Annotated in this window: 27 protein-coding genes; 13 read left to right on the forward strand and 14 right to left on the reverse strand. The window is 57.3% G+C overall.

The genetic code is table 11. The annotated features are described in order from the left end of the window. Nucleotides 1-5: 5 nt before the first annotated feature. Entirely contained in the window at nt 6-1148 is a 1143-nt protein-coding gene (moaA, locus tag Q1M54_RS04420) for a GTP 3',8-cyclase MoaA (protein ID WP_300554404.1), read from the reverse strand. A 75-nt stretch (nt 1149-1223) separates the two neighbouring features. Beyond that, on the reverse strand, nt 1224-2657 hold the full coding sequence (locus Q1M54_RS04425) for an aldehyde dehydrogenase family protein (RefSeq protein ID WP_300554561.1): 1434 nt from the start codon (nt 2655-2657) through the stop codon (nt 1224-1226). A 211-nt stretch (nt 2658-2868) separates the two neighbouring features. Here Q1M54_RS04425 and ppa point away from each other — a divergent pair, with 211 nt between their 5' ends. Further along, entirely contained in the window at nt 2869-3399 is a 531-nt protein-coding gene (ppa, locus tag Q1M54_RS04430; protein WP_300554407.1) for an inorganic diphosphatase, read from the forward strand. A gap of 78 nt (nt 3400-3477) precedes the next feature. Here ppa and Q1M54_RS04435 read toward each other — a convergent pair whose 3' ends face one another. Next, nucleotides 3478-4665: a GNAT family N-acetyltransferase gene (locus Q1M54_RS04435; RefSeq protein WP_300554409.1), complete on the reverse strand. Its 1188-nt coding sequence runs from the start codon at nt 4663-4665 to the stop codon at nt 3478-3480. 4 nt (nt 4666-4669) lie between these two features. Between Q1M54_RS04435 and Q1M54_RS04440 the strand changes: the two genes are divergently transcribed. Both Q1M54_RS04440 and Q1M54_RS04445 read left to right on the forward strand, forming a co-directional pair. Beyond that, the gene (locus tag Q1M54_RS04440; protein WP_300554411.1) at nt 4670-6343 is read left to right on the forward strand and encodes an NAD+ synthase; all 1674 of its coding nucleotides are present in this window, start codon (nt 4670-4672) and stop codon (nt 6341-6343) included. A 34-nt stretch (nt 6344-6377) separates the two neighbouring features. Then, a complete protein-coding gene (locus Q1M54_RS04445) occupies nt 6378-6716 on the forward strand; it encodes a P-II family nitrogen regulator (protein WP_019425321.1) in 339 nt (112 codons plus the stop codon). A gap of 85 nt (nt 6717-6801) precedes the next feature. On the opposite strand, the gene Q1M54_RS04450 is transcribed toward Q1M54_RS04445, so the two are convergent. From Q1M54_RS04450 to Q1M54_RS04470, 5 genes are read right to left on the reverse strand one after another with little or no spacing between them, the layout of a single operon-like run. Further along, a complete protein-coding gene (locus Q1M54_RS04450; protein WP_300554565.1) occupies nt 6802-7389 on the reverse strand; it encodes a TIGR00730 family Rossman fold protein in 588 nt (195 codons plus the stop codon). A 31-nt stretch (nt 7390-7420) separates the two neighbouring features. Next, nucleotides 7421-7960 (reverse strand): RDD family protein, encoded by a 540-nt coding sequence (locus tag Q1M54_RS04455; protein ID WP_300554415.1) that lies wholly within the window; start codon nt 7958-7960, stop codon nt 7421-7423. Further along, nucleotides 7957-8742: a DUF3106 domain-containing protein gene (locus Q1M54_RS04460; RefSeq protein WP_300554417.1), complete on the reverse strand. Its 786-nt coding sequence runs from the start codon at nt 8740-8742 to the stop codon at nt 7957-7959. Before Q1M54_RS04460 ends, Q1M54_RS04455 begins: the two co-directional genes overlap by 4 nt. Continuing rightward, nucleotides 8735-9175, reverse strand: a complete 441-nt coding sequence (locus Q1M54_RS04465; protein WP_300554419.1) for a DUF3619 family protein — start codon at nt 9173-9175, stop codon at nt 8735-8737. Before Q1M54_RS04465 ends, Q1M54_RS04460 begins: the two co-directional genes overlap by 8 nt. Then, complete coding sequence (locus Q1M54_RS04470; protein ID WP_300554568.1) at nt 9172-9738, reverse strand: RNA polymerase sigma factor; 567 nt, start codon at nt 9736-9738, stop codon at nt 9172-9174. Before Q1M54_RS04470 ends, Q1M54_RS04465 begins: the two co-directional genes overlap by 4 nt. A 296-nt stretch (nt 9739-10034) precedes the next feature. On the opposite strand from Q1M54_RS04470, the gene Q1M54_RS04475 reads away from it, so the two are divergent. The 6 genes from Q1M54_RS04475 (at nt 10035) to Q1M54_RS04500 (ending at nt 17465) form a co-directional block, all read left to right on the forward strand. Next, nucleotides 10035-11807: an acetolactate synthase 3 catalytic subunit gene (locus tag Q1M54_RS04475; protein ID WP_300554422.1), complete on the forward strand. Its 1773-nt coding sequence runs from the start codon at nt 10035-10037 to the stop codon at nt 11805-11807. Between the two features lie 83 nt (nt 11808-11890). Next, nucleotides 11891-12382 carry an acetolactate synthase small subunit gene (gene ilvN, locus Q1M54_RS04480; RefSeq protein ID WP_019429372.1) on the forward strand — a complete coding sequence of 164 codons (492 nt, stop codon included), beginning with the start codon at nt 11891-11893 and terminating at the stop codon, nt 12380-12382. A 39-nt stretch (nt 12383-12421) separates the two neighbouring features. After that, the gene (gene ilvC, locus Q1M54_RS04485) at nt 12422-13438 is read left to right on the forward strand and encodes a ketol-acid reductoisomerase (RefSeq protein WP_019425312.1); all 1017 of its coding nucleotides are present in this window, start codon (nt 12422-12424) and stop codon (nt 13436-13438) included. A gap of 200 nt (nt 13439-13638) precedes the next feature. Continuing rightward, nucleotides 13639-14379 carry a CDP-diacylglycerol--serine O-phosphatidyltransferase gene (pssA, locus tag Q1M54_RS04490; protein ID WP_300554571.1) on the forward strand — a complete coding sequence of 247 codons (741 nt, stop codon included), beginning with the start codon at nt 13639-13641 and terminating at the stop codon, nt 14377-14379. A 197-nt stretch (nt 14380-14576) separates the two neighbouring features. After that, nucleotides 14577-16115, forward strand: coding sequence for a 2-isopropylmalate synthase (locus Q1M54_RS04495; protein WP_300554426.1), 1539 nt, complete (start codon nt 14577-14579; stop codon nt 16113-16115). A 183-nt stretch (nt 16116-16298) separates the two neighbouring features. After that, nucleotides 16299-17465, forward strand: a complete 1167-nt coding sequence (locus Q1M54_RS04500; protein ID WP_300554574.1) for a serine hydrolase — start codon at nt 16299-16301, stop codon at nt 17463-17465. A 49-nt stretch (nt 17466-17514) separates the two neighbouring features. Here the strand turns inward: Q1M54_RS04500 and Q1M54_RS04505 are convergent, their stop codons facing one another. The 3 genes from Q1M54_RS04505 to aat all read right to left on the reverse strand — a co-directional run bounded on the left by Q1M54_RS04505 (nt 17515) and on the right by aat (nt 19879). Next, on the reverse strand, nt 17515-18294 hold the full coding sequence (locus Q1M54_RS04505) for an IclR family transcriptional regulator (protein WP_300554429.1): 780 nt from the start codon (nt 18292-18294) through the stop codon (nt 17515-17517). Between the two features lie 77 nt (nt 18295-18371). Next, the gene (locus Q1M54_RS04510; RefSeq protein WP_300554432.1) at nt 18372-19109 is read right to left on the reverse strand and encodes an arginyltransferase; all 738 of its coding nucleotides are present in this window, start codon (nt 19107-19109) and stop codon (nt 18372-18374) included. Beyond that, nucleotides 19106-19879: a leucyl/phenylalanyl-tRNA--protein transferase gene (gene aat, locus Q1M54_RS04515; RefSeq protein ID WP_300554434.1), complete on the reverse strand. Its 774-nt coding sequence runs from the start codon at nt 19877-19879 to the stop codon at nt 19106-19108. The genes Q1M54_RS04510 and aat overlap by 4 nt, the downstream gene beginning before the upstream one ends. 58 nt (nt 19880-19937) lie before the next feature. Between aat and pgeF the strand changes: the two genes are divergently transcribed. After that, nucleotides 19938-20726 (forward strand): peptidoglycan editing factor PgeF, encoded by a 789-nt coding sequence (gene pgeF / locus Q1M54_RS04520; RefSeq protein WP_300554435.1) that lies wholly within the window; start codon nt 19938-19940, stop codon nt 20724-20726. Here pgeF and Q1M54_RS04525 read toward each other — a convergent pair. Then, nucleotides 20634-20957: a hypothetical protein gene (locus Q1M54_RS04525; protein ID WP_300554437.1), complete on the reverse strand. Its 324-nt coding sequence runs from the start codon at nt 20955-20957 to the stop codon at nt 20634-20636. The genes pgeF and Q1M54_RS04525 overlap by 93 nt on opposite strands. 89 nt (nt 20958-21046) lie before the next feature. On the opposite strand from Q1M54_RS04525, the gene phaC reads away from it, so the two are divergent. The 3 genes from phaC to phbB are packed head-to-tail and all read left to right on the forward strand — an operon-like array spanning nt 21047 to nt 24751. Then, complete coding sequence (phaC, locus tag Q1M54_RS04530) at nt 21047-22762, forward strand: class I poly(R)-hydroxyalkanoic acid synthase (protein WP_300554439.1); 1716 nt, start codon at nt 21047-21049, stop codon at nt 22760-22762. A 22-nt stretch (nt 22763-22784) separates the two neighbouring features. Continuing rightward, nucleotides 22785-23966, forward strand: a complete 1182-nt coding sequence (locus Q1M54_RS04535; RefSeq protein ID WP_300554444.1) for an acetyl-CoA C-acetyltransferase — start codon at nt 22785-22787, stop codon at nt 23964-23966. Between the two features lie 47 nt (nt 23967-24013). Then, on the forward strand, nt 24014-24751 hold the full coding sequence (phbB, locus tag Q1M54_RS04540; RefSeq protein WP_300554446.1) for an acetoacetyl-CoA reductase: 738 nt from the start codon (nt 24014-24016) through the stop codon (nt 24749-24751). A 63-nt stretch (nt 24752-24814) separates the two neighbouring features. Here the strand turns inward: phbB and Q1M54_RS04545 are convergent, their stop codons facing one another. Both Q1M54_RS04545 and Q1M54_RS04550 read right to left on the reverse strand, forming a co-directional pair. Continuing rightward, the gene (locus Q1M54_RS04545) at nt 24815-25732 is read right to left on the reverse strand and encodes a stomatin-like protein (protein WP_300554448.1); all 918 of its coding nucleotides are present in this window, start codon (nt 25730-25732) and stop codon (nt 24815-24817) included. 36 nt (nt 25733-25768) lie between these two features. Further along, the gene (locus Q1M54_RS04550) at nt 25769-26188 is read right to left on the reverse strand and encodes an NfeD family protein (protein WP_300554449.1); all 420 of its coding nucleotides are present in this window, start codon (nt 26186-26188) and stop codon (nt 25769-25771) included. Nucleotides 26189-26236: the final 48 nt, after the last annotated feature.

Raw genomic sequence — 26236 nt, forward strand, 5'->3', positions numbered from 1 at the left:
GGCGTTCAGCCTCCGATGTAGCTCATTTCCACCCGGCGGCCGGGGCCGCTGGCGGTGTCGGGGTCGCGCAGGCTGCGCAGCACCGAATATTGGTCAGTCCGCCCGCGCCAGATGGCGTCCACCGTTTGGGCCAGTGCGTGATCGGATTGCAGCGGGTCACGCAACAGCTGACGCAGGTCGTAGCCCTGGCTGGCAAACAGGCACAAATACAAGCGCCCTTCGGTGGACAAACGGGCGCGGTTGCAGTCGCCACAAAACGCCTGCGTCACGCTGCTGATCACACCGATTTCGCCCAGCGACGGGTCGTGTTCGCCTTGGGCGTTGGCATAACCCCAGCGCTCGGCGGTCTCGCCTGGGGCGGCAGGCTCGAGTTGCACCAGCGGTAGCTCGGCATGCAGGCGACGCACCACCTCGGCACTGGGCAGCACCTCGTCCATGCACCAGCCGTTCGTCGCGCCTACGTCCATGTATTCGATGAAGCGCAGCACAATGCCCGTGCCCTGGAAGTGCCGCGCCATGGGCAAGATTTCGTGTTCGTTGGTGCCGCGCTTGACCACCATGTTGACCTTGATCGGCCCCAGGCCCGCAGCCTGCGCGGCTTCGATTCCGGCCAGCACATCGGCCACCGGAAAGTCCACATCGTTCATTTGGCGAAAGACAGCGTCATCCAGCCCGTCCAGACTCACCGTCACGCGTTGCAGCCCGGCATCTTTGAGGCTTTGTGCTTTGCGCGCCAGCAGCGAACCGTTGGTGGTCAGTGTCAAATCCAGCGGCTGGCCGTCGGGCGTGCGCAGCGCGGCCAATTGCTCGATCAGGATTTCGATGTTCTTGCGCAGCAGGGGCTCACCGCCCGTTAAGCGAATTTTGCGCACGCCCCGGCCCACAAACACGTTGGCGATGCGGGTGATCTCCTCAAAGCTCAGTAAATGGCTTTGAGGCAGGTAGGCGTAGTCTTTGTCAAAGACTTCTTTGGGCATGCAGTAACTGCACCTGAAGTTGCAGCGGTCGGTCACGCTGATGCGCAAATCGGTCAGCGGGCGGCGCAGTCCGTCCAGCGGCAATGCGCTCAGGTCATGCCCCGCAGGCAGCGGGGGCAAGGGCAAGCTGGGATGGCGCTGGTCAACCAGCGGAATGACACGTTCAGACATGGGGGTTGATTGTGCCCGAGCCGTCACGCCGAGCAGGCAGCATGGTCAAGAAACACAAGCCCGAATGCGGGCACTTCAGCCGTGTTGGATGGCCACGGTTTTGAGGGTGGTGAAACCCAGCAGGGCTTCAAATCCTTTTTCGCGGCCGTAGCCCGACGATTTGACGCCGCCAAAGGGCAGTTCCACACCGCCGCCCGCGCCGTAGTTGTTGATGAACACCTGTCCGCTGCGAACACGTTTGGCCATGCGGAACTGCCGCCCACCGTCACGCGTCCAGATGCCTGCGACCAGGCCAAACTCGGTGGCGTTGGCCAATTCCACCGCTTGGTCTTCGCCTTTGAAAGACATGGCCGACAGCACCGGGCCAAACACTTCCTCTTGCGCCAGGCGGTGCATCACCGGCACATCGCGCAGCAAGGTGGGGGCCTGGTAAAAGCCGCCCGCAGGCACGCCCGCCGCAATTTGCCCTTGGGCCACCACCGCAATGCCATCGGCGCGGGCTTGGTCCAAAAACCCGGTGACGCGCTCCAATTGGCTGGCGCGGATCAGAGGCCCCAAGTCCAGGTTCATGGCCGCCGAGCCCACTTGCAAGCGGCCAAAGGCTTCGCCCAGGCGCTTGAGCAAGGGTTCGTATAGGCCTTGCTGGATCAGCACGCGAGAGCCCGCGCTGCAGGTCTGGCCCGAGTTCTGCACGATCGCGTTGACCACGACGGGAATGGCCGCGTCCAGGTCGGCGTCGTCAAAAATGATTTGAGGGCTCTTGCCGCCCAACTCCAGCGTCACTGGGCAGTGCCGCTCGGCCGCCACCTGCTGGATCAGCGTGCCCACGCGGGGGCTGCCGGTGAAACTGATGTGGTCAATGCCCGGGTGCCGCGCCAGCGCGTCGCCCACTTCGTGGCCATAGCCGGTGACAATGTTGATGGCCCCCGGCGGAAAGCCCACCTCGGCAGCCAGCTGCGCCACCCTGATCAGGCTCAGGCAGGCGTCTTCGGCCGGTTTGACCACGCACGCATTGCCTGCGGCCAAAGCGCCGCCCACACTGCGGCCAAAAATCTGCATCGGGTAGTTCCAGGGAATCACATGGCCCGTCACGCCATGCGGCTCGCGCCAGGTCAGCACGCTGTAGCCGTTTTGATAAGGCAGGGTCTCGCCGTGAAGCTTGTCGCAAGAGCCCGCATAAAACTCAAAGTAACGCGCCAAGGCCACCGAGTCGGCGGTGGCTTGTTTGGTGGGTTTGCCGCAATCGCGCTGCTCCAGCGCGGCCAGTTCGGCAGCGTGCTCGCTCACCTTTTGCGACAGCTTCATGAGCAAGCGACCACGCTCCATGGCGCTCAACTTGCCCCAGGGGCCGTTGAAGGCGCTTCGCGCTGCCACAACAGCGGCATCGATGTCGGCCGCCTGGCTGCGCGGGATCTGATCGAAAACCTGCCCGTCAGACGGGTCCAGTACGTCGATGGTTTGCCCTGCCAAGGCTGGAACGGATTGGTTGGCAATGAAGTTGTGTTGCATGCTGCGATTGTCGGCCGTGGCGCTGCCTTGGAAATCACGCATGAGACAGGGTGTGGGCTGGCCCCGCTAGGCGTACCCTGTGCGAACGCCGTTGGGGGGCCGCGCTGTGGGCTTAGCCAAATCACCTTGGATTTCGAAAGCCCGGTGAAAGTAAAATCGGGGTTAATCCCTAGGATTTTTCGTTTCTTCTTAACTTTCAAAAGCAGACACCATGTCCCTGAACAAAGTCACCCCCGGCAGCAAAGTGCCCGATGCATTCAACGTCATCATCGAAATCCCGATGAACTCGGACCCAGTGAAGTACGAAGTGGACAAAGAGTCTGGCGCTTTGTTCGTGGACCGTTTCATGGGCACTGCCATGCACTACCCCACCAACTACGGCTATGTGCCTCAGACCATCGCCGGTGACGGTGACCCGGTCGACGTGTTGGTCATGACGCCCTTCCCGTTGCCCCCAGGCGTTGTGGTGTCTTGCCGCGCCATTGGCATTTTGCTAATGGAAGACGAAGGCGGTATGGACGGCAAGATTTTGGCCGTACCCACCGAAAAAATTCTCCCCATTTACGCCAACATCAAGGCCCTGTCCGATGTGCACGAGTTGCAACTCAAGCAAATCGCCCACTTTTTTGAGCACTACAAAGACCTCGAAAAAGGCAAGTGGGTCAAAGTCAAGGGCTGGGAAGGCGTCGAATCTGCCGCCAAAGAACTGATGGACGGCATCGCCAACTACAAGAAGGCCTGAACGCCTACTCAATGGCTTCCGATGGAGGTTTTTGAAATCCCCAAAACGCCTGCCCGGTGTGCGCCAGGCAGGCTTTTTTTATGGAGCTTTTTTCAAGGGTGAGTGCTGGTGTAGCGCTTCCAAATAATTCTCCACCCCTGCTTTTTCCCGCTCCAGAAACCGCGCCACGGCTTCTGAAAACTCTGGGTGCGCCAGCCAGTGGGCGCTGTGTGTGGGCGTGGGCAGCAGGGCACGGGCCATTTTGTGTTCGCCTTGAGCGCCCCCCTCAAAGCGCTTGACGCCGTTGGCGATGCACCATTCGATGGGCTGGTAATAGCAAGCCTCAAAGTGCAGGCAGTCCACCCGCGCGAGCGCCCCCCAATAGCGGCCGTAGGCCACTTCGGGCTGGCCTTGTGGGTTCAGGTGGAGACCGATCAGGCTGATGCCAATCGGCTGTGACTCGTGTTCAGCCACAAACAGCAGCCAGTTGGCGGCCATATCGGTCCGCATGGATTCAAAAAACGCCGGGGTCAGATAGGGCGGGTTGCCATGTTCCCAATAGGTTTGCTGGTAGCAGCGCAGCAGCAGTGCCCAGTCTTCACCCGTCATGTCCGGGCCGCGCACGGCGCGAAAGTGCACGCCCGCATCGGCCACTTTACGGCGTTCTTGCCTGATTTTTTTGCGCTTTTCTTGCGTCAGGCTGGCCAAAAAGTCATCGAAGTCTCGCCAGCCTTGGTTTTGCCAGTGGAACTGCACCTGGTCGCGCTGCAGCAGCCCGACTTGTTCGCAGGCCTGCAGGTCGTGCGGGCTGGCAAACAAAATGTGCAGCGAGGGGATGTTGTTGGTTTGGCAAATGTCCAGCAAGGCGGCCAGCAAGGCTTGGCGAGCGGCGTCAGATTCGGCCAGCAAGCGGCTGCCCGGCACGGGCGTAAAAGGTGGCGCGACAAGGGCTTTGGGGTAATAAGCCAGGCCGTGGCGCTGGAAGGCGTCGGCCCAGGCGTGGTCAAACACGTATTCGCCGCGTGAATGGGTCTTGATGTACAGCGGGCAGGCGGCGGCCAACACATCGCCTTGTGCGGTGCTGCGCCACAGGCTGATGACTTGCAGCGTCCAGCCGGTCTCGGGCGCGGCCGATTGGCTGGTCTGCATGGCCGACAAATAGGCATGCTGCATGAAGGGTGAAGGCGCATCTTGCCGGGCGAGCAAGCTGTCCCAGGCTTCAGGCGAGATGGCACCCAGGTCGTCTTGCACCCGGGTGACATAATTCAAGCTCACATTTTCCAGCACCTGTATGACTCTCCAAATTCGTGTGGCCCAGCTCAACTTTGTCGTCGGTGACATGCCGGGCAACGCCCGTAAGATCATCGACTTCGCCACCCTTGCGCATGCCGAGGGAGCGCGCCTGGTGCTGACGCCCGAGCTGTCAATTTGCGGTTATGCGGCAGAAGACTTGTTGCTGCGCCCCGCCTTCATTGACGCCTGTGATGATGCCCTGAAAACAGTGGCCCGCGAACTGGCTGGGTTAAAAGGTCTGAATGTGGTGGTGGGCCACCCCGAAGGCGGCGGCCTGCGCACCCGCAGCGTGGCCGTCACGCGCCGCCACAACCGCGCGAGCGTGCTCTGCGAGGGGCAGGTGGTCTGCGCTTACGACAAGCGCGAGCTGCCCAACTACCAGGTGTTTGACGAGCGGCGCTACTTCACGCCAGGCAATGGCGTAGGTGTGTTCGAGGTCGAGGGCGTGCGGGTGGGTTTGCTCATTTGTGAAGACGCCTGGTTTGACGAGCCGGCCCGCCTAGCGCGAGACGCGGGCGCACAGGTGCTGGCGGTGCTGAACGCCTCACCTTTCCATGCAGGCAAAGGCCCGGAGCGTGAGCAGCGCATGCGCGAGCGCGTGGCCGATTGCGGCTTGCCCCTGATTTACGCGCACCTGGTCGGTGGACAAGATGAGGTGATTTTTGAGGGCCGATCTTTTGCCTTGAACGCTCAGGGCCTAGCGGTAGCTCGGTCTGAGGGCTTTCGTGAAGCGGCCATGACCGTGCAGGTACAAGCTGCGGCCACGGGTGTGGACTTGAGCGCTGCGGCCAATGCCTTGGTGCCTTTTGCCAGCGCCGATGCCGAGCTGTGGGATGCGCTGGTGCTTGGCGTGCGCGACTACCTGGGCAAGAACGGTTTCAAGGGTGCGATTTTGGGCCTGTCGGGCGGTATCGATTCGGCGCTGGTGTTGGCCATTGCGGTGGACGCGATCGGGGCCGACAAAATCCACGCGGTGATGATGCCTTCACCCTACACAGCGGACATCAGCTGGATCGATTCTCGCGACATGGTCAAGCGCTTGAATGTGCGCTACGACGAAATATCGATTGCACCGCTGTTTGATGGCTTCAAACAGGCGATGTCGGCTCAATTTGAGGGCCTCAAAGAAGACACGACCGAAGAAAACATCCAGGCCCGCATTCGTGGCACGCTGCTCATGGCGCTGTCCAATAAGACCGGGGCGATTGTGCTAACCACCGGTAACAAGAGCGAGATGGCCACGGGCTACTGCACCTTGTATGGCGACATGGCGGGCGGTTTTGCGGTCATCAAGGACGTGGTCAAGACCCGTGTGTTTGACCTGGCGCGCTGGCGTAACCTGAACGACCCCTATGGCACCGGCAGCCAGCCTATCCCTGAGCGCATCATCACCCGGCCACCCAGCGCCGAGCTGCGCCCCGACCAGAAAGACCAGGACAGCCTGCCCGCTTATGAGGTGTTGGACGCGATCATTCAGCGGTACATGGAAAACGACGAAGGCGTAGAAGCGCTCATTGCCGATGGCTTTGAGCGCGCCGATGTGGAGAAAGTGACCCGCCTGATCAAGCTCAACGAGTACAAACGCCGCCAATCGCCGGTGGGCATTCGTGTGACCCACCGCAGTTTCGGCAAGGATTGGCGTTATCCTATGACCAACAAATTCCGCGCCTGAATTCGGGCAACCACCATTTTTGAGGACTTTTCACATGAAGCAGATCACCGCCGTCATCAAACCTTTTAAATTGGAAGAAGTCCGCGAAGCTTTGGCCGAATGCGGCGTGACCGGCTTGACGGTGACCGAAGTCAAGGGCTTTGGCCGCCAAAAAGGCCACACCGAGTTGTACCGTGGTGCCGAGTACGTGGTTGACTTTTTGCCCAAAGTCAAGGTGGAAGTGGTGGTTAAGAACGACGATGTGGACAGCTGCGTGGACGCCATCATCAAGGCTGCACGCACCGGTAAGATCGGTGACGGCAAGATTTTTGTGACTTCGGTCGAGCGCGTGGTGCGCATCCGCACTGGCGAGCAGGACGAAACCGCGATTTGATGGGGTGATGCAGGGCCTTTATGACAAGGGCCTGCATGGGCCTCTGAGGCGGGTGGTACTGCAGCCACCTAGCTTTATCAGTCGATCAGATCCATTCGATTTTGGCGCGGGGTGACAAGCCCGCTTTTTGCACCAAACTTTGCAGCAGCGCTTCGGGCTCGGTGCCCAGTGTCACCAGTTCGGTTTGCCAGTCGGCCATGAAGCCATGATCGACCACTTGGCCGATGAAGGCCATCAGGCCGTCGTAATAACCCAAACTGTTGAGTATGCCCACGGGTTTCTCGTGGTAGCCCAGTTGACGCCAGGTCCACACCTCAAAAAGCTCCTCAAACGTGCCGATGCCGCCGGGCAGGGCCAAAAAGGCGTCGGCCTTCTCGGCCATGAGGCGTTTGCGCTCGTGCATGGTGTCCACCACATGCAACTCAGTGCAACCGTGGTGCGCCCATTCTTTTTCGACCAAGGCGGTGGGGATGATGCCGACCACGGTGCCGCCAGCCGCCATGGTGGCTTCGGCCACCAGGCCCATGAGGCCGTTGCGTCCACCGCCGTAGACCAGTTGCCCGCCATGTGCGCCAATCCAGGTCCCTACTTGCACCGCGATTTGCGCGAACTCAGTTGGGTTGCCGAGTTTGGAGCCGCAGTAGACGCAGACCGAAAAGGCGGGCTCGGTCATGGGGGGTGAAGTAGGGTTTTTCATGGGCTCTTCAGAGTGCTGAAACCAACCGGGTTCCTGCCCAAGCGTCGTGCCAGAACTGGCGCTGGGGATGAAGGCGGCTGAGCGAGGCCCATACAAATACCCAAACAAAGATCAGCAAACCGATCGAGCCAGGTGGCAAGCCCAAGGGGATGGTCAGCAGCAAAGGTGGCAAAAACCACATCCAGCTCAACACATAGCGCAGCAGGGCGCGGCTTTGGGTCAGGGGCAGGCCTTGCGCGCTGACGACTTTGACGTGCCAGGTTTTCATGGCCAGGGTTTGACCCCGGTGCCAAAACCAAGTGAAGTAAATGCCCAGCACCAAAAACAGGAAGGCCTGCAGGCCTGGACGGTTGTCCAGGGCGTGGCGGGTCTGACTCAGGCTGCTGAAGAGATAACCCGCGATGAAGACGACGCCGAAAAGCAGCATGCCTTCGTACAACCAGCAGGCCATGCGCCGTTTGATAGAGGGGGCCTGAAGGGGGTTGCTAAGTGGCGGTGTGGGCGCCGTGGCGTCGGGTGTGGGGCTAGCAGGCTTGCGCGGGGTCATGAAGGTTTGGAATTGGAATCAGCGGCTTGCGGCAGCAGGGTTTTGGGGTGGACCGGCTGGCTGGGCGCTATGGTTTGGAAAATACGGTTGCCCTCGGCTGGCATGGGCGGTGGTTTCACCAGACGCTTGTTGGGTGGGGCTGTGCTGCGTGCCCCGCTTTTCAAAAGGGGCTTGATACCGGTGTTGAGTTTGTCTTTTTCAGCCTCTGACAATTGCTGATAGGCCTCCCATTGCGCGCGTTTGTCTTCAATGGACAAGGACTGGGTGGTGTTGAAGTTGAAGCGTGCCAAGCTGCGTTGGCGTGGGCTGAGAGCAGCCCATTCCCGCATGCGGCCGTGCAAAACTATCTGTTCCGGGTCGCTCAGCTGGTAAAAACCACGGGCCAAGATCAACCATTTTTGTTTTTGCTGGGGGGTCAGCTCATCCCATTTGTCGCTGAGGGGCAACAAGGCTTGTTTTTGTCTCTTGCTCAATGCAGCCCATGCGCGTGACTCTAACGCAGTCTTTTCTGGTGCTGGCGCTGCACGCTGTTCAGTCGCCAGTGAGCCTTCTGTGCGCGGTGCTGTCTGCGCAGGGGGTGGCGTATCCGCTGTGGCCGTTTCTGCCACAGGGGAAGAGGCCGATGCGGAGGGGTTGGAAGAAGGGCTTTGTGCCAGCGCAGGCAAGCCAGCCAGAACCAGGCCCCAAGTCACCCAGCCACACAGCATCAACTGGGGCCGCTGGGGCGTAGATGAGGGCGGCTTTGTGGCAGAACCCAGCCGATGCAAGCCCAGCTCAATCATGTCTGCTGGGCTGGACCAGTTGGACTTTCAGGAATTGCAGAAAGCCCGGGTCGGTGTAGGCGTCGGGGGGCAAGTCGTCCAGCAAAAGTGCAGAGTCAATTGAGGCGATGTCAGATTCCGTGAGTTCTTGCTGGATGGCTTGCACCAAAAAGAGGCCCATGACCAATGCCACCAAAGGCAAGGCAGAGGCGAGGATGCGCCACAGGTTCAAACCTTCATCGCCGGGACCCGCCAGCGAAGCATTGGCTTGAAGTGCGGTGCGATAACGCATCAAGCGGATGGGGGCGGGGCGAGATTCCAGGGCCCGGACACGCGCAATTCGCAGGCGCTCGCTGATGTCATGACCCATATTTTGTGTGGCCAAGTCGAGTTGCTTGGAGAAATTGTGGCCCCAAAGGTCCGTGTCTGCAGTGTGGGTGATGGGGTTTTTCATGGCTTCATGCCTTGGTCTGACAAGGTTTTATTCAGTGCCAAAATGGCGCGGGAGCAATGGGTTTTGACGCTGCCCTCAGAGCACCCCATCACTGCAGCGGTTTCAGACACGTCCAGTTCCTCCCAATAACGCAGCAGGAAGGCTTCTCGTTGACGAGCAGGCAAATTCATGACGGCCTTTTCTATTTGCGCAACGGTTTGAATGCGTGATACCAAGGTTTCAGCGCTTTGCTGGGATGGTAAGTCGGTGTCCCCTGGCAGGACCTCAATAGACTCAAAGTGTCCGGGACTTTCGTCGTTTTCAAAATCATCCCGGTTTGAAAACAGGGCGTTGCGCGTCTTTCGACGTCGGAACCAATCCAGAACGGTGTTGGACAAAATCCTCTGAAACAACAGGGGGATCTCGGACAAAGGCTTGTCCGCATAGTTGGTGCACAACTTGATCATGCTGTCTTGGACAATGTCCAAGGCAGCTTCTTCATCCCGGACGTGGTAGTAGGCTCTTTTGAAAGCCTTTTTCTCCGCGCTTTTCAGAAAGTCAGACAGTTCTAGATCCGAGGCCAACTTGTTGAACAGCGATGCTGTGTCCTGTGGTGATGGGGCTTTGGGGTGTTGGAGCACCCCGAAGGCGCATCAGATTATGGCACCGAGAAGTTGGCCGTGAAACGGCAAGCTTCGTCTGTTCTGTAACAGTGCCATAATCTTGGGTTGCAATTGAAAAAAAGCAAACGGATCACCGTCCGGCACTTTTACAGTTTGGTGCCCATGTCTGTGGTCTCAAGTCCCAAAGCCACTTCACAAGAGTCGTGCCCAGGGGCACCCAAGGTTTTTCGTTAGAGAAATTCACAAAGGTTGAATATATGGAAATCAATAAAGCCGAAATGGCATCCGCTGCTTCCGTCGCTTCTACTGGTCAAGAATTGCGTGGGGCCGAGATTTTGGTCAAAGCGCTGCAGGCCGAAAACGTCGAGTTTGTCTGGGGCTACCCCGGTGGGGCTGTGCTTCACATCTACGACGCTTTTTATAAACAAGAAACCATCCAACACGTTCTGGTGCGCCACGAACAAGCCGCTGTGCACGCCGCCGATGGCTATGCCCGCGCCACAGGCGAGGTCGGTGTGGCTTTGGTCACCTCAGGCCCCGGCTTGACCAACGCTGTGACCGGTATTGCCACTGCTTACATGGACAGCATCCCCATGGTCATCATCAGCGGGCAGGTGCCCACTGCGGCGATTGGCCTCGATGCCTTCCAGGAATGCGACACTGTGGGCATCACCCGCCCCATCGTGAAACACAACTTCTTGGTCAAAGATGCCAAGGACATGGCCGAGGTCATGAAAAAGGCTTTCCACATTGCCCGGACTGGCCGTCCAGGCCCTGTGGTGGTCGACGTGCCCAAGGATGTGTCTTTCAACAAAACCCTGTACACCGGCTATCCCGACAAGGTCGAGATGCGCTCGTACAACCCTGTGCGCAAGGGCCATGGCGGCCAGATCCGCAAGGCCATGCAACTGCTGATGTCGGCCAAGCGCCCCTACATCTACACCGGCGGTGGTGTGTTGCTGAGCAATGCCAGCCCCGAGTTGCGCGCGCTGGTGGACATGCTGAACTTTCCGGTCACCAACACCTTGATGGGTTTGGGCGCGTTTCCGGCCAATGACCGGCGTTTCCTGGGCATGCTGGGCATGCACGGCACCCTGGAGGCCAACAACGCCATGCAAAACTGCGACGTTTTGTTGGCGGTCGGGGCTCGCTTTGACGACCGAGTGATTGGAAACCCCAAGCATTTTGCGCAAAACGAACGCAAGATCATCCACATCGACATTGACCCCTCCAGCATTTCGAAGCGCGTCAAGGTGGATGTGCCGATCGTGGGTGACGTGAAGGACGTGTTGATCGAGTTGATGGGCATGATCCGCGAGTCCGGCCTCAAGCCCGACAGCCAGGCGCTGGCGCAGTGGTGGCAAACCGTCGAAGGCTGGCGCAGCCGCGATTGCATGAAGTACGACAGCCAAAACAGCTTGGTCATTAAGCCGCAAAAAGTCATCGAGACCCTGTGGGACATGACCAAGGACGCCGACGCGTACATCACCTCCGATGTGGGCCAACACCAAATGTGGGCGGCCCAGTACTACAAGTTCAATGAGCCACGCCGCTGGATCAACTCTGGTGGTTTGGGCACCATGGGCGTTGGCATTCCTTATGCCATGGGCATCAAGCTGGCCAAGCCCGAGAGCGAGGTGTATTGCGTGACGGGTGAAGGCTCGGTGCAAATGTGCATTCAGGAGCTCTCGACCTGCCTGCAATACAACACGCCCATCAAAGTAGTCGCCCTGAACAACGGTTACTTGGGCATGGTGCGACAGTGGCAGGAGATTGATTACTCCGGTCGTTACAGCCACAGCTACATGGACGCACTGCCCGATTTTGTGAAGTTAGCCGAGGCCTATGGCCACGTCGGCATCTTGGTGGAAAAGCCTGAGGATGTGGAGCCTGCATTGCGCGAAGCACGCAGGCTCAAGGACCGCACGGTTTTCCTGGATATCCGCACAGACCCCACTGAAAACGTGTTCCCCATGGTTCAGGCTGGCAAAGGCATCACCGAGATGCTGATGGGTTCTGAAGATCTTTAATTAATCACACCGGACGAATCTATTGTCCGCCAAGCCTGCGCATTACCGTGCGCAGGGGAGGGCGGCGAAAAGAGGAATCACACATGAAACACATCATTGCTGTATTGATCGAAAACGAAGCGGGCGCCTTGTCCCGTGTGGTGGGGCTTTTCTCGGCCCGCGGCTACAACATCGAGTCGCTCACAGTGGCCCCGACCGAAGATCCCAGCCTGTCGCGCATGACCATCCAGACCGCTGGCTCTGACGATGTCATTGAGCAAATCACCAAGCACCTGAACCGCTTGATTGAAGTGGTCAAGGTGGTGGACTTGACCGAAGGCGCTTACACCGAGCGCGAGCTGATGCTCGTGAAGGTGCGTGCCGTGGGCAAGGAACGCGAAGAAATGAAACGCATGGCCGATATCTTTCGCGGCCGCGTGATCGACGTCACCGACAAGAGTTACACCATTGAGCTCACCGGTGATCAGTCCAAGAACGACGCCTTTTTGGAGGCGATCGACCGCAGTGCCATTTTGGAGACCGTGCGCACAGGTGCATGCGGTATCGGGCGCGGCGAGCGCATCCTGCGCGTCTAAACTCAACTCTTGAAACTGTTTATTCCTAAGGAGAACCCTGTGAAAGTTTTTTACGACAAAGATTGTGATTTGAGCGTCATCAAGGGCAAGACTGTTGCCATTCTTGGTTATGGCTCGCAAGGTCACGCCCACGCTCAGAACCTGAACGACAGTGGCGTGAAAGTGGTTGTCGGTCTGCGCAAAGGTGGCGCATCGTGGGACAAAGTCGGCAAAGCCGGTCTCACCGTGATGGAAGTCAATGACGCCGTCAAAGCCGCTGACGTGGTCATGATCTTGTTGCCCGACGAAATGATCGCCGAGGTCTACAACAACAATGTGGCCCCCCACATCAAGCAAGGCGCTTCTTTGGCGTTTGCCCACGGTTTCAACGTGCACTACAACCAAGTGGTTCCTCGCGAAGACCTTGACGTGTGGATGGTCGCTCCCAAGGCCCCAGGCCACACCGTGCGCAACACCTACACCCAAGGCGGCGGCGTACCCCACTTGGTGGCGATTCACCAGGACAAGAGCGGCAAAGCACGCGCTTTGGCCCTGAGCTACGCGATGGCCAACGGTGGCGGCAAGGCCGGCATCATCGAGACCAACTTCAAAGAAGAGACTGAAACCGATTTGTTCGGCGAGCAAGCTGTTTTGTGCGGTGGCGCGGTTGAGCTGATCAAAATGGGCTACGAGACTTTGGTGGAAGCCGGTTACGCCCCAGAGATGGCCTACTTTGAGTGCTTGCACGAACTCAAGCTGATCGTGGACTTGATCTACGAAGGTGGCATTGGCAACATGAATTACTCGATCTCGAACAACGCCGAATACGGCGAGTACGTGACCGGTCCTGAAGTCATCAATGAAGAGTCACGCGTTGCCATGCGCAATGCCTTGAAGCGCATCCAGACGGGTGAATACGCCAAGATGTTCATTTTGGAAGGCAAGACCAACTACCCAAGCATGACGGCCCGCCGTCGCTTGACTTCCGAGCACTCCATCGAAGTTGTGGGCGCACAATTGCGCGCCATGATGCCCTGGATTGCCAAGAACAAGCTGGTCGACAAGACCCGCAACTGATCTGTCTCTTGGGCAAGATTGAAAAAGGCCACTGCGGTGGCCTTTTTTATTGGGCACTGGGTCTGCCTTAAACTTCACAAACTAGGGATGGCTCCTAAAAACCACAACAGGAATGGACGATGAGTAAAACCAACGCGAATGAAGTCGTAGAAGAGACTGAGGTTTTGGTGCCCGTGCGCAAACCTTCCAAGGGCATCTACATGTTGCCCAATATGGTCACGCTGGCTGCACTTTTTGCGGGTTTTTATGCCATCGTCATGGCCATCAATGGGCGTTTTGAATTGGCGACAGTGGGCATCTTCAGTGCGATGGTGCTCGACAGCCTCGATGGTCGTGTCGCCCGCATGACCAATACGCAAAGTGCGTTTGGCGAGCAAATGGACTCCCTGTCCGACATGGTCTCGTTTGGGGCTGCGCCAGCGTTGATTGCCTATGTGTGGACGCTCAAAGAGTTGGGCCGCTGGGGCTGGATTGCGGCCTTTGTTTATTGCGCCTGTGCTGCACTGCGTTTGGCTCGTTTCAATGTGAACACCGGTGTGGTCGATAAGCGCTACTTTCAGGGCTTACCGTCGCCTGCAGCGGCGGCATTGGTGATGGGCTTTGTCTGGATCATGTTTGAAAATGCCGTGTCACCCAAGGCCGTGTCATGGGGCATGTTTTCTGTCTGTCTGTTTGCCGGTTTGTCCATGGTGACGAACGTGCCTTTCTACAGTTTCAAGGACATGCACATGAAAAAGAGCGTGCCATTTGCGACTTTGGTTTTGGTGGCCTTGGGCATTGCGGCCGTGAACATCGATCCTCCTACCGTCTTGTTTGGTTTGTTTGTGGCCTATGGTTTGAGTGGCTATGTTCTTTATATCTGGCGAAAGGCCAAAGGCCAGCCAACCAGCATGATCAGTACCTCTACCGATGAGCCAGATGAGCGTGGCTTGCACCAGTGATGTCCGCTTCAGGACAGTTGGGGTTTTGAACTGTGCTAAAGTATTTGTATGAAATTTTCTTTGTTTGCACTACTGCTAGCGCCCCTCGGGCGGGATGTGTAGCGCACGCAAACATTTTCCCAAAAGGCCCGAATGCCATCCGCATCGGGCCTTTTGCATTTTTGCTTGGACTTGCGGGTTTTTGACCAGGAGTGAACATGACTGACAAACTGATTATTTTCGACACCACTTTGCGCGATGGCGAGCAATCGCCGGGTGCCTCCATGACCCGTGACGAAAAGCTGCGCATTGCCCGCCAACTGGAGCGTCTGCGCGTGGATGTGATCGAAGCCGGATTTGCCGCCAGCTCCAACGGTGATTTCGAGGCGGTTAAAAGCATTGCCGATGCCATCAAAGATTCCACGATCTGTTCTTTGTCCCGCGCCAATGACCGGGACATTGCGCGAGCTGCAGAAGCCTTGAAGGGCGCCAACAGCGGCCGTATTCACACCTTCATTGCCACTTCCCCACTTCACATGGAAAAGAAACTGCGCATGACGCCTGACCAGGTGTTTGAGCAGGCCAAGCAGTCAGTGCGTTTTGCCCGCAATTTGGTGGGTGATGTGGAGTTCAGTCCTGAAGACGGTTACCGCAGCGAAATGGACTTTTTGTGCCGTGTGCTCGAAGCTGTGATCGCCGAGGGCGCGACCACCATCAACGTGCCCGACACCGTGGGTTATGCCGTGCCTGAGTTGTATGGCGAGTTCATTCGCACTTTGCGCGAGCGCATCCCCAACTCAGACAAAGCGATTTGGTCTGTCCATTGTCACAACGATTTGGGCATGGCGGTGGCCAACTCGTTGGCGGGTGTCAAGATCGGTGGCGCACGCCAGGTCGAGTGCACCATCAATGGCTTGGGCGAGCGTGCGGGCAATTGTTCCCTCGAAGAAGTGGTCATGGCGGTCAAAACCCGCCGCGATTACTTTGGCCTCGACATCGGCATTGACACCAGCCATATCGTGGCTGCCAGCCGCATGGTCAGCCAAACCACTGGTTTTGTGGTTCAGCCCAATAAGGCGGTGGTCGGGGCCAACGCTTTTGCCCATGCCTCGGGCATTCACCAAGATGGTGTACTCAAGGCCCGCGACACCTACGAAATCATGCGTGCAGAGGACGTGGGCTGGACCACCAACAAAATTGTGTTGGGCAAGCTCAGCGGGCGCAACGCCTTCAAGCAGCGCTTGCAAGATTTGGGCGTCACGCTGGACAGTGAGACCGAAATCAACAACGCCTTTGCCAAATTCAAGGAATTGGCCGACCGCAAGAGTGAGATTTTTGACGAAGATATCTTGGCCTTGGTCAGCGATGAAAGTGTGACCACAGAAAAAGAGCAGTATGGCTTTGTGTCCATGTCGCAGCGCAGCGAAACGGGCGAACGGCCACATGCTTCGGTGGTTTTCACCATTGCAGGCAAAGAGGTACGCAGTCAATCTGATGGCAACGGACCCGTGGACGCCTCACTCAAAGCGATCGAGTCGCAAGTCAAGAGTGGCGCTGAAATGGTGCTTTATTCGGTCAATGCCATCAGCGGCTCCACAGAAAGTCAAGGTGAAGTGACCGTTCGCTTGCAAAACAGTGGCCGGGTGGTCAATGGCGTGGGGTCTGACCCGGACATCGTGGTGGCCTCTGCCAAAGCCTATTTGAGCGCGCTCAATAAACTGCAAAGCAAGGCCGATCGGGTGGCGGCGCAAGGCTAATTGAGTTCTTTATAAGTATCATTTGGCTTCAATAAAGTCACGCAAGTTATTGTTCTTGCGTGACTTTTTTATTTGTATACACTACGGCCTTTGAATTGCTCAACGAAATCACAGGATGCGCCATTGAACACCGCTCTCCTTTCAATCTTTGCCGAAATGCGCTCTAAGTCGTTTTTTGGTGCAATGCTGTTGATGGTGTCGTTGGCGCTTGGTTTGTCTGCCACCCAAGTGCACGCCCAATCTGGCCAATCCGCGCAAAAATCTGCTGATCCAGCTTCAAAGAAAAAAGACAAACCTACCGCGGTGAACAAAGGTCAAACCGCAAAATCCAAGGCTCAAGACAAGCAAAAAGCCAAGAGCTCAGGATCTCAAAACAGCTCGTTGCAAAGAGCCAAGGCGCCAGTGGCCCCTAAATCTGCCAACAACGCGAACAGCAAGTCGGCCAAAAATACACCGGCTGCTGTCAAACAAGCGCGCCTTGAGCGCAGCAAGCTCAACAGCGCCCAGCAAGCCCGTCCCGTCCGTGCGTCTTTTGGGCAAATGGCGGGCCTACACGCCACATCGGACGCGCTGGATCTGCACTCCAGCGTGGCGCTGGTGGTCGACCAGGACACCCAAGAGGTGTTGTATCGAAAAAATGACCATGCGGTCTTGCCCATCGCCTCTTTGACCAAACTGATGACAGGTTTGGTCATTGCCGAGTCCAAGCTTTCCATGGACGAGCCGATCAGAATCACACAAGACGATGTGGACACCGAAAAAGGCAGTTCTTCACGTTTGGCGGTAGGCACCGTGCTGACCCGGGGCGATTTGATGCACCTGTCACTCATGTCCAGTGAAAACCGTGCGGCCAATGCCTTGGGACGCACTTTTCCAGGCGGCATGGATCACTTTGTCGACCGGATGAACATGCGCGCCAAGCAATTGGGCATGAAAGACACGCGTTATGTAGAACCCACAGGCTTGTCGAGTCGCAACCAATCCAGTGCCAGTGATTTAGCGGTGTTGGTATCAGTGGCTTACAAGGAGACCATGCTGCGTGAGTTGTCAACTTCTCATGGTCGTGAAGTCGAAGTGGGGCGTCGCACTCTGCATTACAACAACACCAACCGTTTGGTCAAGAACCCGGCATGGGATATTGGCCTACAAAAAACCGGCTATATCTCAGAAGCAGGGCGCTGTTTGGTGATGCAAACCCAAGTATCGGGTCGGAAACTGATCATGGTGTTTCTGGACTCGGCCGGCAAGCTCAGCCGCCTGGGTGACGCTGAACGGGTTCGCAACTGGCTGGAAAGCAAGCCGCCCCTGCATTCAGGGCAGTCGCTCCCTCGTCAATATCTGCCGGGCTGAAGACGGTCAGGATTGTCTCGGAGCTCCATCATGCATGGTTGGGCTGTTTTCAGGGGGCGGAGGGATAGCCCAAGGTACTGGAAATGGCCTTGGCTGTTTCCTGCAATTTGGGCAACCAGCTTTCGTCAAGCCGGTCGGCCGGGGCCGATATGGATAAGCCCGCCAAAAGCTTGCCCTGGTCGTCGTAAATCCCGGCTGCAATGCAGCGCACGCCCAACTCCAGTTCTTCGTTGTCGCGCGCAAAACCCGATTGTTTCACGCGTGTCAGCTCTCTTTCCAGGACTTGCAACTGGGTGATGCTGTTGCGCGTTTGGCCAGACAAGCCCGTGCGAGCTGCATACGATCGGACGCGCAAGGGGTCATCGGCCGCCAAAAAAAGCTTGCCTACCGAGGTCAGATGCAAGGGTGCTCGTCCACCAATGGCGCGCACAACCTGCATGCCAGAGCGTTCGCTGTAAGCGCGTTCAATGTACACGATTTCATCGCCTTGGCGCATGCTCAAATTGACGGGTTGTTGGATCAACTTGTGCAACTCGCGCATGGGGGTCAATGCTGCGTCTCGGACGTTCAATCGGCCTTTCACCAAATTGCCCAACTCGAGCAACCGGATACCCAAGCGGTAGCTGCCCGCTTCGGGACGGTCAACAAATCGGCCAGAGGCCAAGTCGTTCAAAATGCGGTGGGCGGTAGAAGGGTGCAGACCCGTTTTTTGGCTGATCTCTTTGAGTGAGATCGCCTCTTCTCGGGACGCCAAAACGTCAATCAGGGTGAACATGCGTTCAATGACCTGAATGGTGGGCGTGGACGTGAGCGCTGGGTCTTTTTTCATCGTGTACTTCAGATGCTCAATTATTTTACACTGTGAAATTACGCGAGTTTTACAAGCTGGGCAGAGTGTGCGTGACTTCAAGCCATGGGTTTCCATTCCCCCTTGATCAGCAGCTCGCTGGGCTTGAACCGAGACTTGTAATTCATTTTGGGACTGTCCTCAATCCAGTAACCCAGGTAGACATAATCCAAGCCCAGTTGGACGGCTTGTTGAATCTGCCAGAGAACCCCAAAAGTGCCATAGCTGGCCTTTTCATCAGGTTCGTAAAAGGTGTACACCGCAGACAAGCCATTGTTGAGGACGTCTACGATGCTGACCATCTTGAGCGCACCCAATTGCTCACCTTCGGCGGGCTCTCTGAATTCAACGATGCGTGAGTTGACGCGGCTTTGCAGCAAAAACTGGCTGTATTGGTCAATGCTGTCATGGTCCATGCCGCCGCCCGGGTGGCGTGAGTTTTGATAGTTCAAATACAAAGCGTAATGCTCTTCATTGAAATGCAAGTCCAAAACCCGAACACGTAAATCTTGGTGGGCCAGCGCTGCACGGCGTTGACTGCGGTCCGGCTTGAAGTCAGTCACCAGGACGCGCAGGGGTTGGCAAGCTTGGCATCCATCGCAATAGGGCCTGTATGTGAACAGTCCGCTGCGACGAAAACCTTGGGAGACCAAATCTGAATAGACCTCGTTGTGAATCAGGTGGCTGGGTGTGGCCACTTGGGAGCGCGCCGAGCGTTCTGGAAGGTAACTGCAGGCATAGGGTGCCGTGGCATAAAACTGAAGGGCTTGAAGCGGTAAATCTTTGAGATGGGTCACTGAAAACCTTTCAAAGACTCGAGGGCTTGCCAATTCAAAGTCTGAGACTGCCAATCGATGGCAGGCCCGTTAAGCGCTTTTTGAACTCCAGCTAAAAAGAGGCTACGCGGTATTTCTTGAGCGCCAAGTGACGCCAAGTGCCCGGTGTTTTGTTGGCAGTCGATGGCATGGACACCGTATTGCAGACAGACGCTCACCAAATTGGCCAAGGCCATTTTGGAACCGTCCGAGATGGTGGTGAACATGGACTCGCCAAAGACCGCTTGTCCCAAATTGACAAAGTATAGACCTGCCACCAGATGGCCTTGATGCCAGACTTCACTGCTGTGGGCCAAGCCTTTTAGATGAAGCGCTTCGTAAGCTTCGACCATCTGAGGCACGATCCACGTGCCATTTTGACCCTTGCGGGCAGAGGCAGCGCACTGTCGAATCACTTGCGGAAAATCACGGTCAAAGCAGAGTTCGAATCCAGGGGTCAAAGTCCAGCGCTGCAAAGATTTGCGCAAGGACCGGTGCAGACGAAATTGATGGGTCATCAACACCATGCGCGGATCCGGACTCCACCAAAGCACGGGTTGCCCTTCACTGAACCACGGGAAAATACCTTGGCTGTAAGCCTCAAGCAGTCGGGCCGCAGACAAATCAACGCCCGCAGCCAGCAAGCCTGGCGCTGGTGCGTTGGCACCCCAAGCGCTGTCTGGGCAAGGCAGAGCCTCCCCCTCGTCGATCCAAGGCAGCTCAGGCGCATCAGCTTGTGCAGTTTGACTCATAGGGCAATTACACAATAAAACCTGATTTTTCGGCGGCGCTGGCCTTATGATTTTCCAGATGAACCATTTTCCTGCCAGTTGGATACGGCCGAATTGGCCTGCGCCCGATCGAGTCAAATCGGTCATGACCAACCGCGAGGCAGGGGTATCTGCAGCCCCGTGGAACAGCATGAATTTGGGCGACCACGTCGGTGACGTGCCCACGCATGTTCAAGCCAACCGTGATCATTTGACGTACTTGTTGGGCACACGACCCGTCTTTTTGAAACAAGTGCATGGCGTCCATGCAGTCCATCTGTCCGATGCTAGCCCGGATGGTTCGGTGGCCGATGCCTGCTGGACCCAAGGGACACAGGTGGCTTGCGCCATGATGGTGGCCGATTGTTTGCCAGTGCTGTTGTGCGATGCCAAAGGCCAGTGGGTAGCTGCTGCGCATGCGGGCTGGCGGGGTTTGGCAGGTACCCAAGGCCAAGGTGTTCTTGAGACCCTCCTCTCGGATTTGTCCCAGGCCGGCTGCGATGTCTCTGATGTGATGGCTTGGTTGGGGCCATGCATCGGACCTGATGCTTTTGAGGTCGGGGCAGATGTCCTGAGTGCTTTTGATGATGGAAAAGCTGCCACGCGATCGCTGTTTCAATTGCAACCCCACGGTAAATTCAAAGCCGATTTGGCCGGTTTGGCCCGCCTGCGTTTGGGGGCGTTGGGTGTCAATCAAATTTATGGCAATGATGGCGCACCTGTTTGGTGCACTGTTTCACAGCCTCAGATCTTCTTTTCGCACCGCAGGGACAGCCGTGTTCTCGGGCAAAGTGGCCGCATGGCCGCCTGCATCTGGTTGGATGCTTGAGTCGGTTGGTGTCCTAGTGGCCTCGTAATCATCCCGGGCCAATTGCTCAGATTTTCGGATGGCCTTTCGACGCAATGGGGTTCCCATGATGTAAACCACCAAGCCCATCGGCAAAAGCCCATACAACACAAAAGTGATGATGGCGCCCAGAACGCTGCCCTGTGAACTGAAAGCTTCGGCCAAGGCCATCAGCAACGTGACATAAAGCCAACCAATGACGATCAAGTACATCTTTTTTCCAGTTGTAATTTAGGTGACATCAAATTGAAAGATACTCTGTTCCATAGATTTCATAAATATGTGGATTCAGGAGACCCGACATGAGCGCTGCTACCCCGGAATTTTGGTCCCAAATGGGTGAGGGTTTTCAAAACAATCTCACTAAAAGTTGGGGCGAAGCCATGCGGCATTTTCAGACCATCGACTTAGGGGGCTTGAAATCAGGTCATGAGGCTGCGCCCATGGTCAAGTTCTCACCTCAAAAGCTGCAAGACCTTCAAGCTCAGTACTTCAAAGACGCTTCTGATTTGTGGAATCAAGGCCTGCAAAACAGCTTGCAGGTCAAGGACCGGCGTTTTTCGGGTGAGGCCTGGGCCTCCAATCCGATGGCGGCTTTTAACGCGGCCACTTATTTGCTCAACGCCCGAACGCTGATGGGCTTGGCCGATGCGGTCGATGCCGATGAAAAAACACGCACCCGCATCCGCTTTGGCATTGAGCAATGGGTGGCTGCTGCTGCACCCAGCAATTTTTTAGCCTTCAATGCCGAGGCTCAAAAGAAAGCCATCGAAACCCAAGGCGAGAGCATCGCTAAGGGCGTCAAGAATTTGATGCACGACATGCAGCAGGGCCATGTCTCGATGACCGACGAGAGTCTGTTTGAAGTGGGCAAGAACGTGGCCACCACCGAAGGTGCGGTGGTTTTCGAAAACGAATTTTTCCAACTCATCGAATACAAGCCGCTCACCGCCAAGGTCTATGAAAAGCCATTTTTGTTGGTGCCGCCCTGCATCAACAAGTTTTATATCCTTGACCTGCAACCCAGCAATTCGCTCATTCGGTATGCGGTCAGCCAAGGGCACCGCACTTTTGTGGTGAGCTGGCGCAACCCCGACGAGTCCATGGGGCAAAAGACCTGGGACGACTACATCGAACACGCCGCCATCGAGGCCATCCACACGGTTCAGGCCATCACCGGGGCACCCAAGATCAACGCTTTGGGTTTTTGCGTAGGCGGCACCATTTTGTCGACCGCCTTGGCGGTGCTGGCAGCGCGCGGAGAAAAACCCGTGGCCAGTGCCACCTTCCTCACTACCCTGATCAACTTCACCGACACCGGCATACTGGATGTGTTCATTGACGAAAATTTCGTCAAATTCCGCGAGCAGCAAATGGGCCAGGGTGGCTTGCTCAAGGGCCAAGACCTGGCCTCCACCTTCAGCTTTTTGCGCCCCAACGACCTGGTCTGGAACTATGTAGTGGGCAATTACCTCAAGGGCGAGACCCCACCGCCATTTGACTTGCTTTACTGGAACAGCGACTCGACCAACTTGCCAGGCCCTTTTTACGCTTGGTACCTGCGCAACACTTACCTCGAAAACAACTTGGTCCAGCCCCGCAAGGTCAAAGTCTGCGGCGAGGCCATTGATCTGGGCAAGGTCGACATGCCGGTCTACATCTACGGCTCACGCGAAGACCACATCGTGCCAATTGGCGGTGCCTATGCCAGCACGCAAGTGCTGCCTGGCAAGAAGCGTTTTGTGATGGGGGCCTCGGGCCACATCGCTGGCGTGATCAACCCACCAGCGGCCCAAAAGCGCAGCCATTGGCTGAGCGAAGGCACGAAGTTCCCGGCAGATGTGAACGACTGGATTGTCAACGCCCAAGAGGTGCCCGGCAGCTGGTGGACCGATTGGTCCGTCTGGCTCAAGGGCCACGCGGGCAAACCAATTGCCGCACCCAAAGCTTATGGCAAAGGCACCCAATACAAAGCCATCGAGGCGGCCCCGGGTCGCTACGTCAAAGCCAAAGCCTGATTGATTTTTACTGGAGACAAAAATGGAAGACATCGTCATCGTCGCAGCCGCTCGAACCGCCGTGGGCAAGTTTGGCGGATCTCTCGCCAAAACCCCCGCCACTGAGCTGGGCAGCATCGTCATCAAGGGTTTGCTCGAGCGCAGTGGCTTGCCGGTGGACGCCATCGGTGAAGTCATCATGGGCCAGGTGCTGGCCGCTGGCGTGGGTCAGAACCCTGCCCGCCAAGCCATGATGCAAGCGGGTGTGGCCAAAGAGACGCCAGCGCTGACCATCAACGCCGTGTGCGGTTCGGGCCTCAAGGCCGTGATGCTGGCCGCGCAAGCCGTGGCTTGGGGCGACAGCGAAATCGTGATCGCTGGTGGTCAAGAAAACATGAGCGCCAGCCCGCACGTTTTGAACGGCAGCCGTGACGGCCAGCGCATGGGCGACTGGAAGATGTCGGACACCATGATCGTCGACGGCCTGTGGGACGTGTACAACCAGTACCACATGGGCATCACCGCCGAAAACGTGGCCAAGGCACACGGTATCACCCGTGACATGCAAGACGCACTGGCCGCAGGCAGTCAGCGCAAAGCCGCTGCCGCGCAAGACGCGGGCAAGTTCAAGGACGAAATCGTTGACGTGCTGATCCCACAGCGCAAGGGCGATGCCTTGGTGTTCAATACCGACGAATTCATCAACAAGAAAACCACGGTGGAAGTCTTGGCAGGACTGCGTCCCGCTTTCGACAAAGCCGGCAGCGTGACGGCGGGCAACGCCTCAGGCATCAACGACGGCGCAGCCGCCGTGATGGTCATGTCAGCCAAGAAGGCCGCCGCCTTGGGCCTCAAGCCCCTGGCCCGCATTGCTGCTTTTGGCACCAGCGGTCTGGACCCGGCCACCATGGGCATGGGACCTGTGCCGGCGTCTCAAAAGGCGCTGGCCCGTGCGGGCTGGAAAGCCCAGGACGTGGACTTGTTCGAACTCAACGAAGCCTTTGCTGCGCAAGCCTGTGCTGTGAACCAAGCTCTGGACATCGATCCGGCCAAGGTCAACGTCAATGGCGGTGCCATTGCCATCGGTCACCCCATCGGCGCGTCCGGTTGCCGCATCTTGGTGACCTTGTTGCATGAAATGCAGCGCACCCAAGCCAACAAGGGCTTGGCCGCGCTGTGCATTGGCGGTGGCATGGGTGTGTCGCTGGCCATCGAGCGCGTCTGATTTCAAGTTCCTGTTCATTTCAACCACTCATAAACATGGAGACAAACATGAGTCAAAAAGTAGCGTACGTCACAGGCGGCATGGGCGGCATCGGTACCGCGATCTGCCAGCGCCTTCACCAAGAGGGCTTCAAGGTCATCGCCGGTTGCGGTCCAACCCGTGACTTCACCAAATGGCTGGACGAGCAAAAAGCGCTGGGTTTCACGTTTTACGCCTCGGTCGGCAACGTGGGCGATTGGGATTCCACCGTGGAAGCCTTTTCCAAGGCCAAAGCCGAACATGGCCCCATCGACGTCTTGGTCAACAACGCAGGCATCACCAAGGACCGCATGTTCCTCAAGATGACCCGGGAAGACTGGCAGGCCGTGATGAACACCAACTTGGACTCCATGTTCAACGTGACCAAGCAAGTGGTCGCTGACATGGTTGAAAAAGGCTGGGGCCGCATCATCAACATCAGCTCGGTCAACGGCGAAAAAGGCCAGGCCGGTCAGACCAACTACTCGGCTGCCAAAGCGGGGATGCACGGTTTCTCGATGGCCTTGGCCCAAGAGTTGGCCACCAAAGGCGTCACGGTCAATACCGTGTCGCCCGGCTACATCGGCACCGACATGGTCAATGCCATCCGTCCCGATGTGCTCGAAAAAATCGTCGCTACGGTGCCCGTCAAGCGCTTGGGCAAGCCCAGCGAAATCGCTTCCATCATCGCCTGGATGGCCAGCGAAGATGGAAGCTACACCACCGGCGCTGACTTTGCCGTCAACGGCGGTTTGCACATGGGTTGATGCGTGAGCAGTACCGATCAAAAAACCCGCCTCGGCGGGTTTTTTTGCGTCTGCAGGACTGCTTCAACCGGCTTGTTTGCCGGTGCTCACCATCTGCATGGCCGATGCGATCAGGCCCGAGACTTCCGTCATATTGCCGGGCACGATCAGCGTGGTCTTAGCGTCTTGCGCCACCTTGGCGTAAGCCTGTACCGCTTGCTCGGCCACTTTCAGTTGGACAGCTTGTTCGCCGCCGGGCTGGCGGATGGCGAGGGCTATTCGCTCAATGGCTTGGGCGGTGGCATTGGCCATTTCGGTGATGGCAGCGGCGTCGCCTTGGGCTTTGTTGATAGCGGCTTGTTTTTCACCCTCTGAACGTGCAATGAAGGCCTCGCGTTCGCCCGTGGCGATGTTGATTTGCTCTTGGCGGCGGCCTTCCGAGGCGGCAATCAAAGCACGCTTTTCGCGCTCGGCAGTGATTTGCGACTGCATGGCCAGCAAGATTTCTTTGGGCGGCGTCAGGTCCTTGATCTCATAGCGCAGCACCTTGACGCCCCAGTTGAGCGCCGCTTCGTCGATGGCGGCCACGACTTGTGCGTTGATGATGTCGCGCTCTTCAAAAGTCTTGTCGAGTTCCAGCTTGCCGATCACGCTGCGCAAGCTGGTTTGGGCCAGCTGGGTCACGGCCACGATGTAGTTGGACGAGCCGTAACTGGCCAACTTGGGGTCGGTGACTTGAAAGTACAGGATGCCATCCACCTGCAGCTGCGTGTTGTCGCGCGTGATGCAAATCTGGCTGGGCACATCGAGCGGGATTTCTTTGAGGCTGTGCTTTTGGATGACGTTGTCGACAAAGGGCACTACAAAGTTCAGGCCGGGGGCCAGACTCGCATGGAATTTACCCAGCCGCTCAACCACCCAAGCCTCTTGCTGCGGCACCACTTTGACGGTCTTGACGATGAACAAGACCGCGATGATCACGAGGACGGCTGCTATTTCCATGTTGTTTCTCCCTTTTCTCTGTTTCGAAATTTGTGCTCAGATTTTCACGAGGATCAAGCGGTTGCCTGCCATGGCCTGAATGCGGTAAATGCCCGGCGCGGCGGTCTGACCTGGAGCCAACACAGCGGTCCAAGCGGCGCCCCGGTGTTTCACTTGCGCGGTGCCCTGCGCATCCCAAGCATCCACCTGCAAAGTAGCGCCCAGGTCCAGATGCTGGTGTTGGGCTTCTTGTGGCGTGGTGGTTTGTCGCTTGCGCCATTGGCCCAGCAGCACAGCCCCTAAGCCCCCAACGATGGCTGCTGTGAACAATTGGGTATTCAGGTCAAGGCCTGTCATGGCCACCAAGGCTGCAGCCACTGCCCCCAGGCCCAGCATCAACAGATAAAAAGTGCCGGTCAACAACTCCAGTGCCACCAAGACACCGGCCAACACCCACCACATCGTTGCATCACCCATCTCGGTCTCTCCTTGCTTAAGTTGTCATTGTCAGGCTCAAGCACTGCC

The organism is Limnohabitans sp. Rim8 (assembly GCF_943326455.1).
In the GTDB taxonomy this organism is placed as follows: domain Bacteria; phylum Pseudomonadota; class Gammaproteobacteria; order Burkholderiales; family Burkholderiaceae_C; genus Limnohabitans_A.

What these genes read in the sequence shown, in the direction of transcription:
- moaA (WP_300554404.1), bottom strand. Translation starts at nt 1,148, where the DNA reads ATGTCTGAACGTGTCATTCCGCTGGTTGACCAGCGCCATCCCAGCTTG.
- Q1M54_RS04425 (WP_300554561.1), bottom strand. Translation starts at nt 2,657, where the DNA reads ATGCAACACAACTTCATTGCCAACCAATCCGTTCCAGCCTTGGCAGGG.
- ppa (WP_300554407.1), top strand. Translation starts at nt 2,869, where the DNA reads ATGTCCCTGAACAAAGTCACCCCCGGCAGCAAAGTGCCCGATGCATTC.
- Q1M54_RS04440 (WP_300554411.1), top strand. Translation starts at nt 4,670, where the DNA reads ATGACTCTCCAAATTCGTGTGGCCCAGCTCAACTTTGTCGTCGGTGAC.
- Q1M54_RS04445 (WP_019425321.1), top strand. Translation starts at nt 6,378, where the DNA reads ATGAAGCAGATCACCGCCGTCATCAAACCTTTTAAATTGGAAGAAGTC.
- Q1M54_RS04450 (WP_300554565.1), bottom strand. Translation starts at nt 7,389, where the DNA reads ATGACCGAGCCCGCCTTTTCGGTCTGCGTCTACTGCGGCTCCAAACTC.
- Q1M54_RS04455 (WP_300554415.1), bottom strand. Translation starts at nt 7,960, where the DNA reads ATGACCCCGCGCAAGCCTGCTAGCCCCACACCCGACGCCACGGCGCCC.
- Q1M54_RS04460 (WP_300554417.1), bottom strand. Translation starts at nt 8,742, where the DNA reads ATGATTGAGCTGGGCTTGCATCGGCTGGGTTCTGCCACAAAGCCGCCC.
- Q1M54_RS04465 (WP_300554419.1), bottom strand. Translation starts at nt 9,175, where the DNA reads ATGAAAAACCCCATCACCCACACTGCAGACACGGACCTTTGGGGCCAC.
- Q1M54_RS04475 (WP_300554422.1), top strand. Translation starts at nt 10,035, where the DNA reads ATGGAAATCAATAAAGCCGAAATGGCATCCGCTGCTTCCGTCGCTTCT.
- ilvN (WP_019429372.1), top strand. Translation starts at nt 11,891, where the DNA reads ATGAAACACATCATTGCTGTATTGATCGAAAACGAAGCGGGCGCCTTG.
- pssA (WP_300554571.1), top strand. Translation starts at nt 13,639, where the DNA reads ATGTTGCCCAATATGGTCACGCTGGCTGCACTTTTTGCGGGTTTTTAT.
- Q1M54_RS04495 (WP_300554426.1), top strand. Translation starts at nt 14,577, where the DNA reads ATGACTGACAAACTGATTATTTTCGACACCACTTTGCGCGATGGCGAG.
- Q1M54_RS04500 (WP_300554574.1), top strand. Translation starts at nt 16,299, where the DNA reads ATGCTGTTGATGGTGTCGTTGGCGCTTGGTTTGTCTGCCACCCAAGTG.
- Q1M54_RS04505 (WP_300554429.1), bottom strand. Translation starts at nt 18,294, where the DNA reads ATGAAAAAAGACCCAGCGCTCACGTCCACGCCCACCATTCAGGTCATT.
- aat (WP_300554434.1), bottom strand. Translation starts at nt 19,879, where the DNA reads ATGAGTCAAACTGCACAAGCTGATGCGCCTGAGCTGCCTTGGATCGAC.
- pgeF (WP_300554435.1), top strand. Translation starts at nt 19,938, where the DNA reads ATGAACCATTTTCCTGCCAGTTGGATACGGCCGAATTGGCCTGCGCCC.
- Q1M54_RS04525 (WP_300554437.1), bottom strand. Translation starts at nt 20,957, where the DNA reads ATGTACTTGATCGTCATTGGTTGGCTTTATGTCACGTTGCTGATGGCC.
- phaC (WP_300554439.1), top strand. Translation starts at nt 21,047, where the DNA reads ATGAGCGCTGCTACCCCGGAATTTTGGTCCCAAATGGGTGAGGGTTTT.
- Q1M54_RS04535 (WP_300554444.1), top strand. Translation starts at nt 22,785, where the DNA reads ATGGAAGACATCGTCATCGTCGCAGCCGCTCGAACCGCCGTGGGCAAG.
- phbB (WP_300554446.1), top strand. Translation starts at nt 24,014, where the DNA reads ATGAGTCAAAAAGTAGCGTACGTCACAGGCGGCATGGGCGGCATCGGT.
- Q1M54_RS04545 (WP_300554448.1), bottom strand. Translation starts at nt 25,732, where the DNA reads ATGGAAATAGCAGCCGTCCTCGTGATCATCGCGGTCTTGTTCATCGTC.
- Q1M54_RS04550 (WP_300554449.1), bottom strand. Translation starts at nt 26,188, where the DNA reads ATGGGTGATGCAACGATGTGGTGGGTGTTGGCCGGTGTCTTGGTGGCA.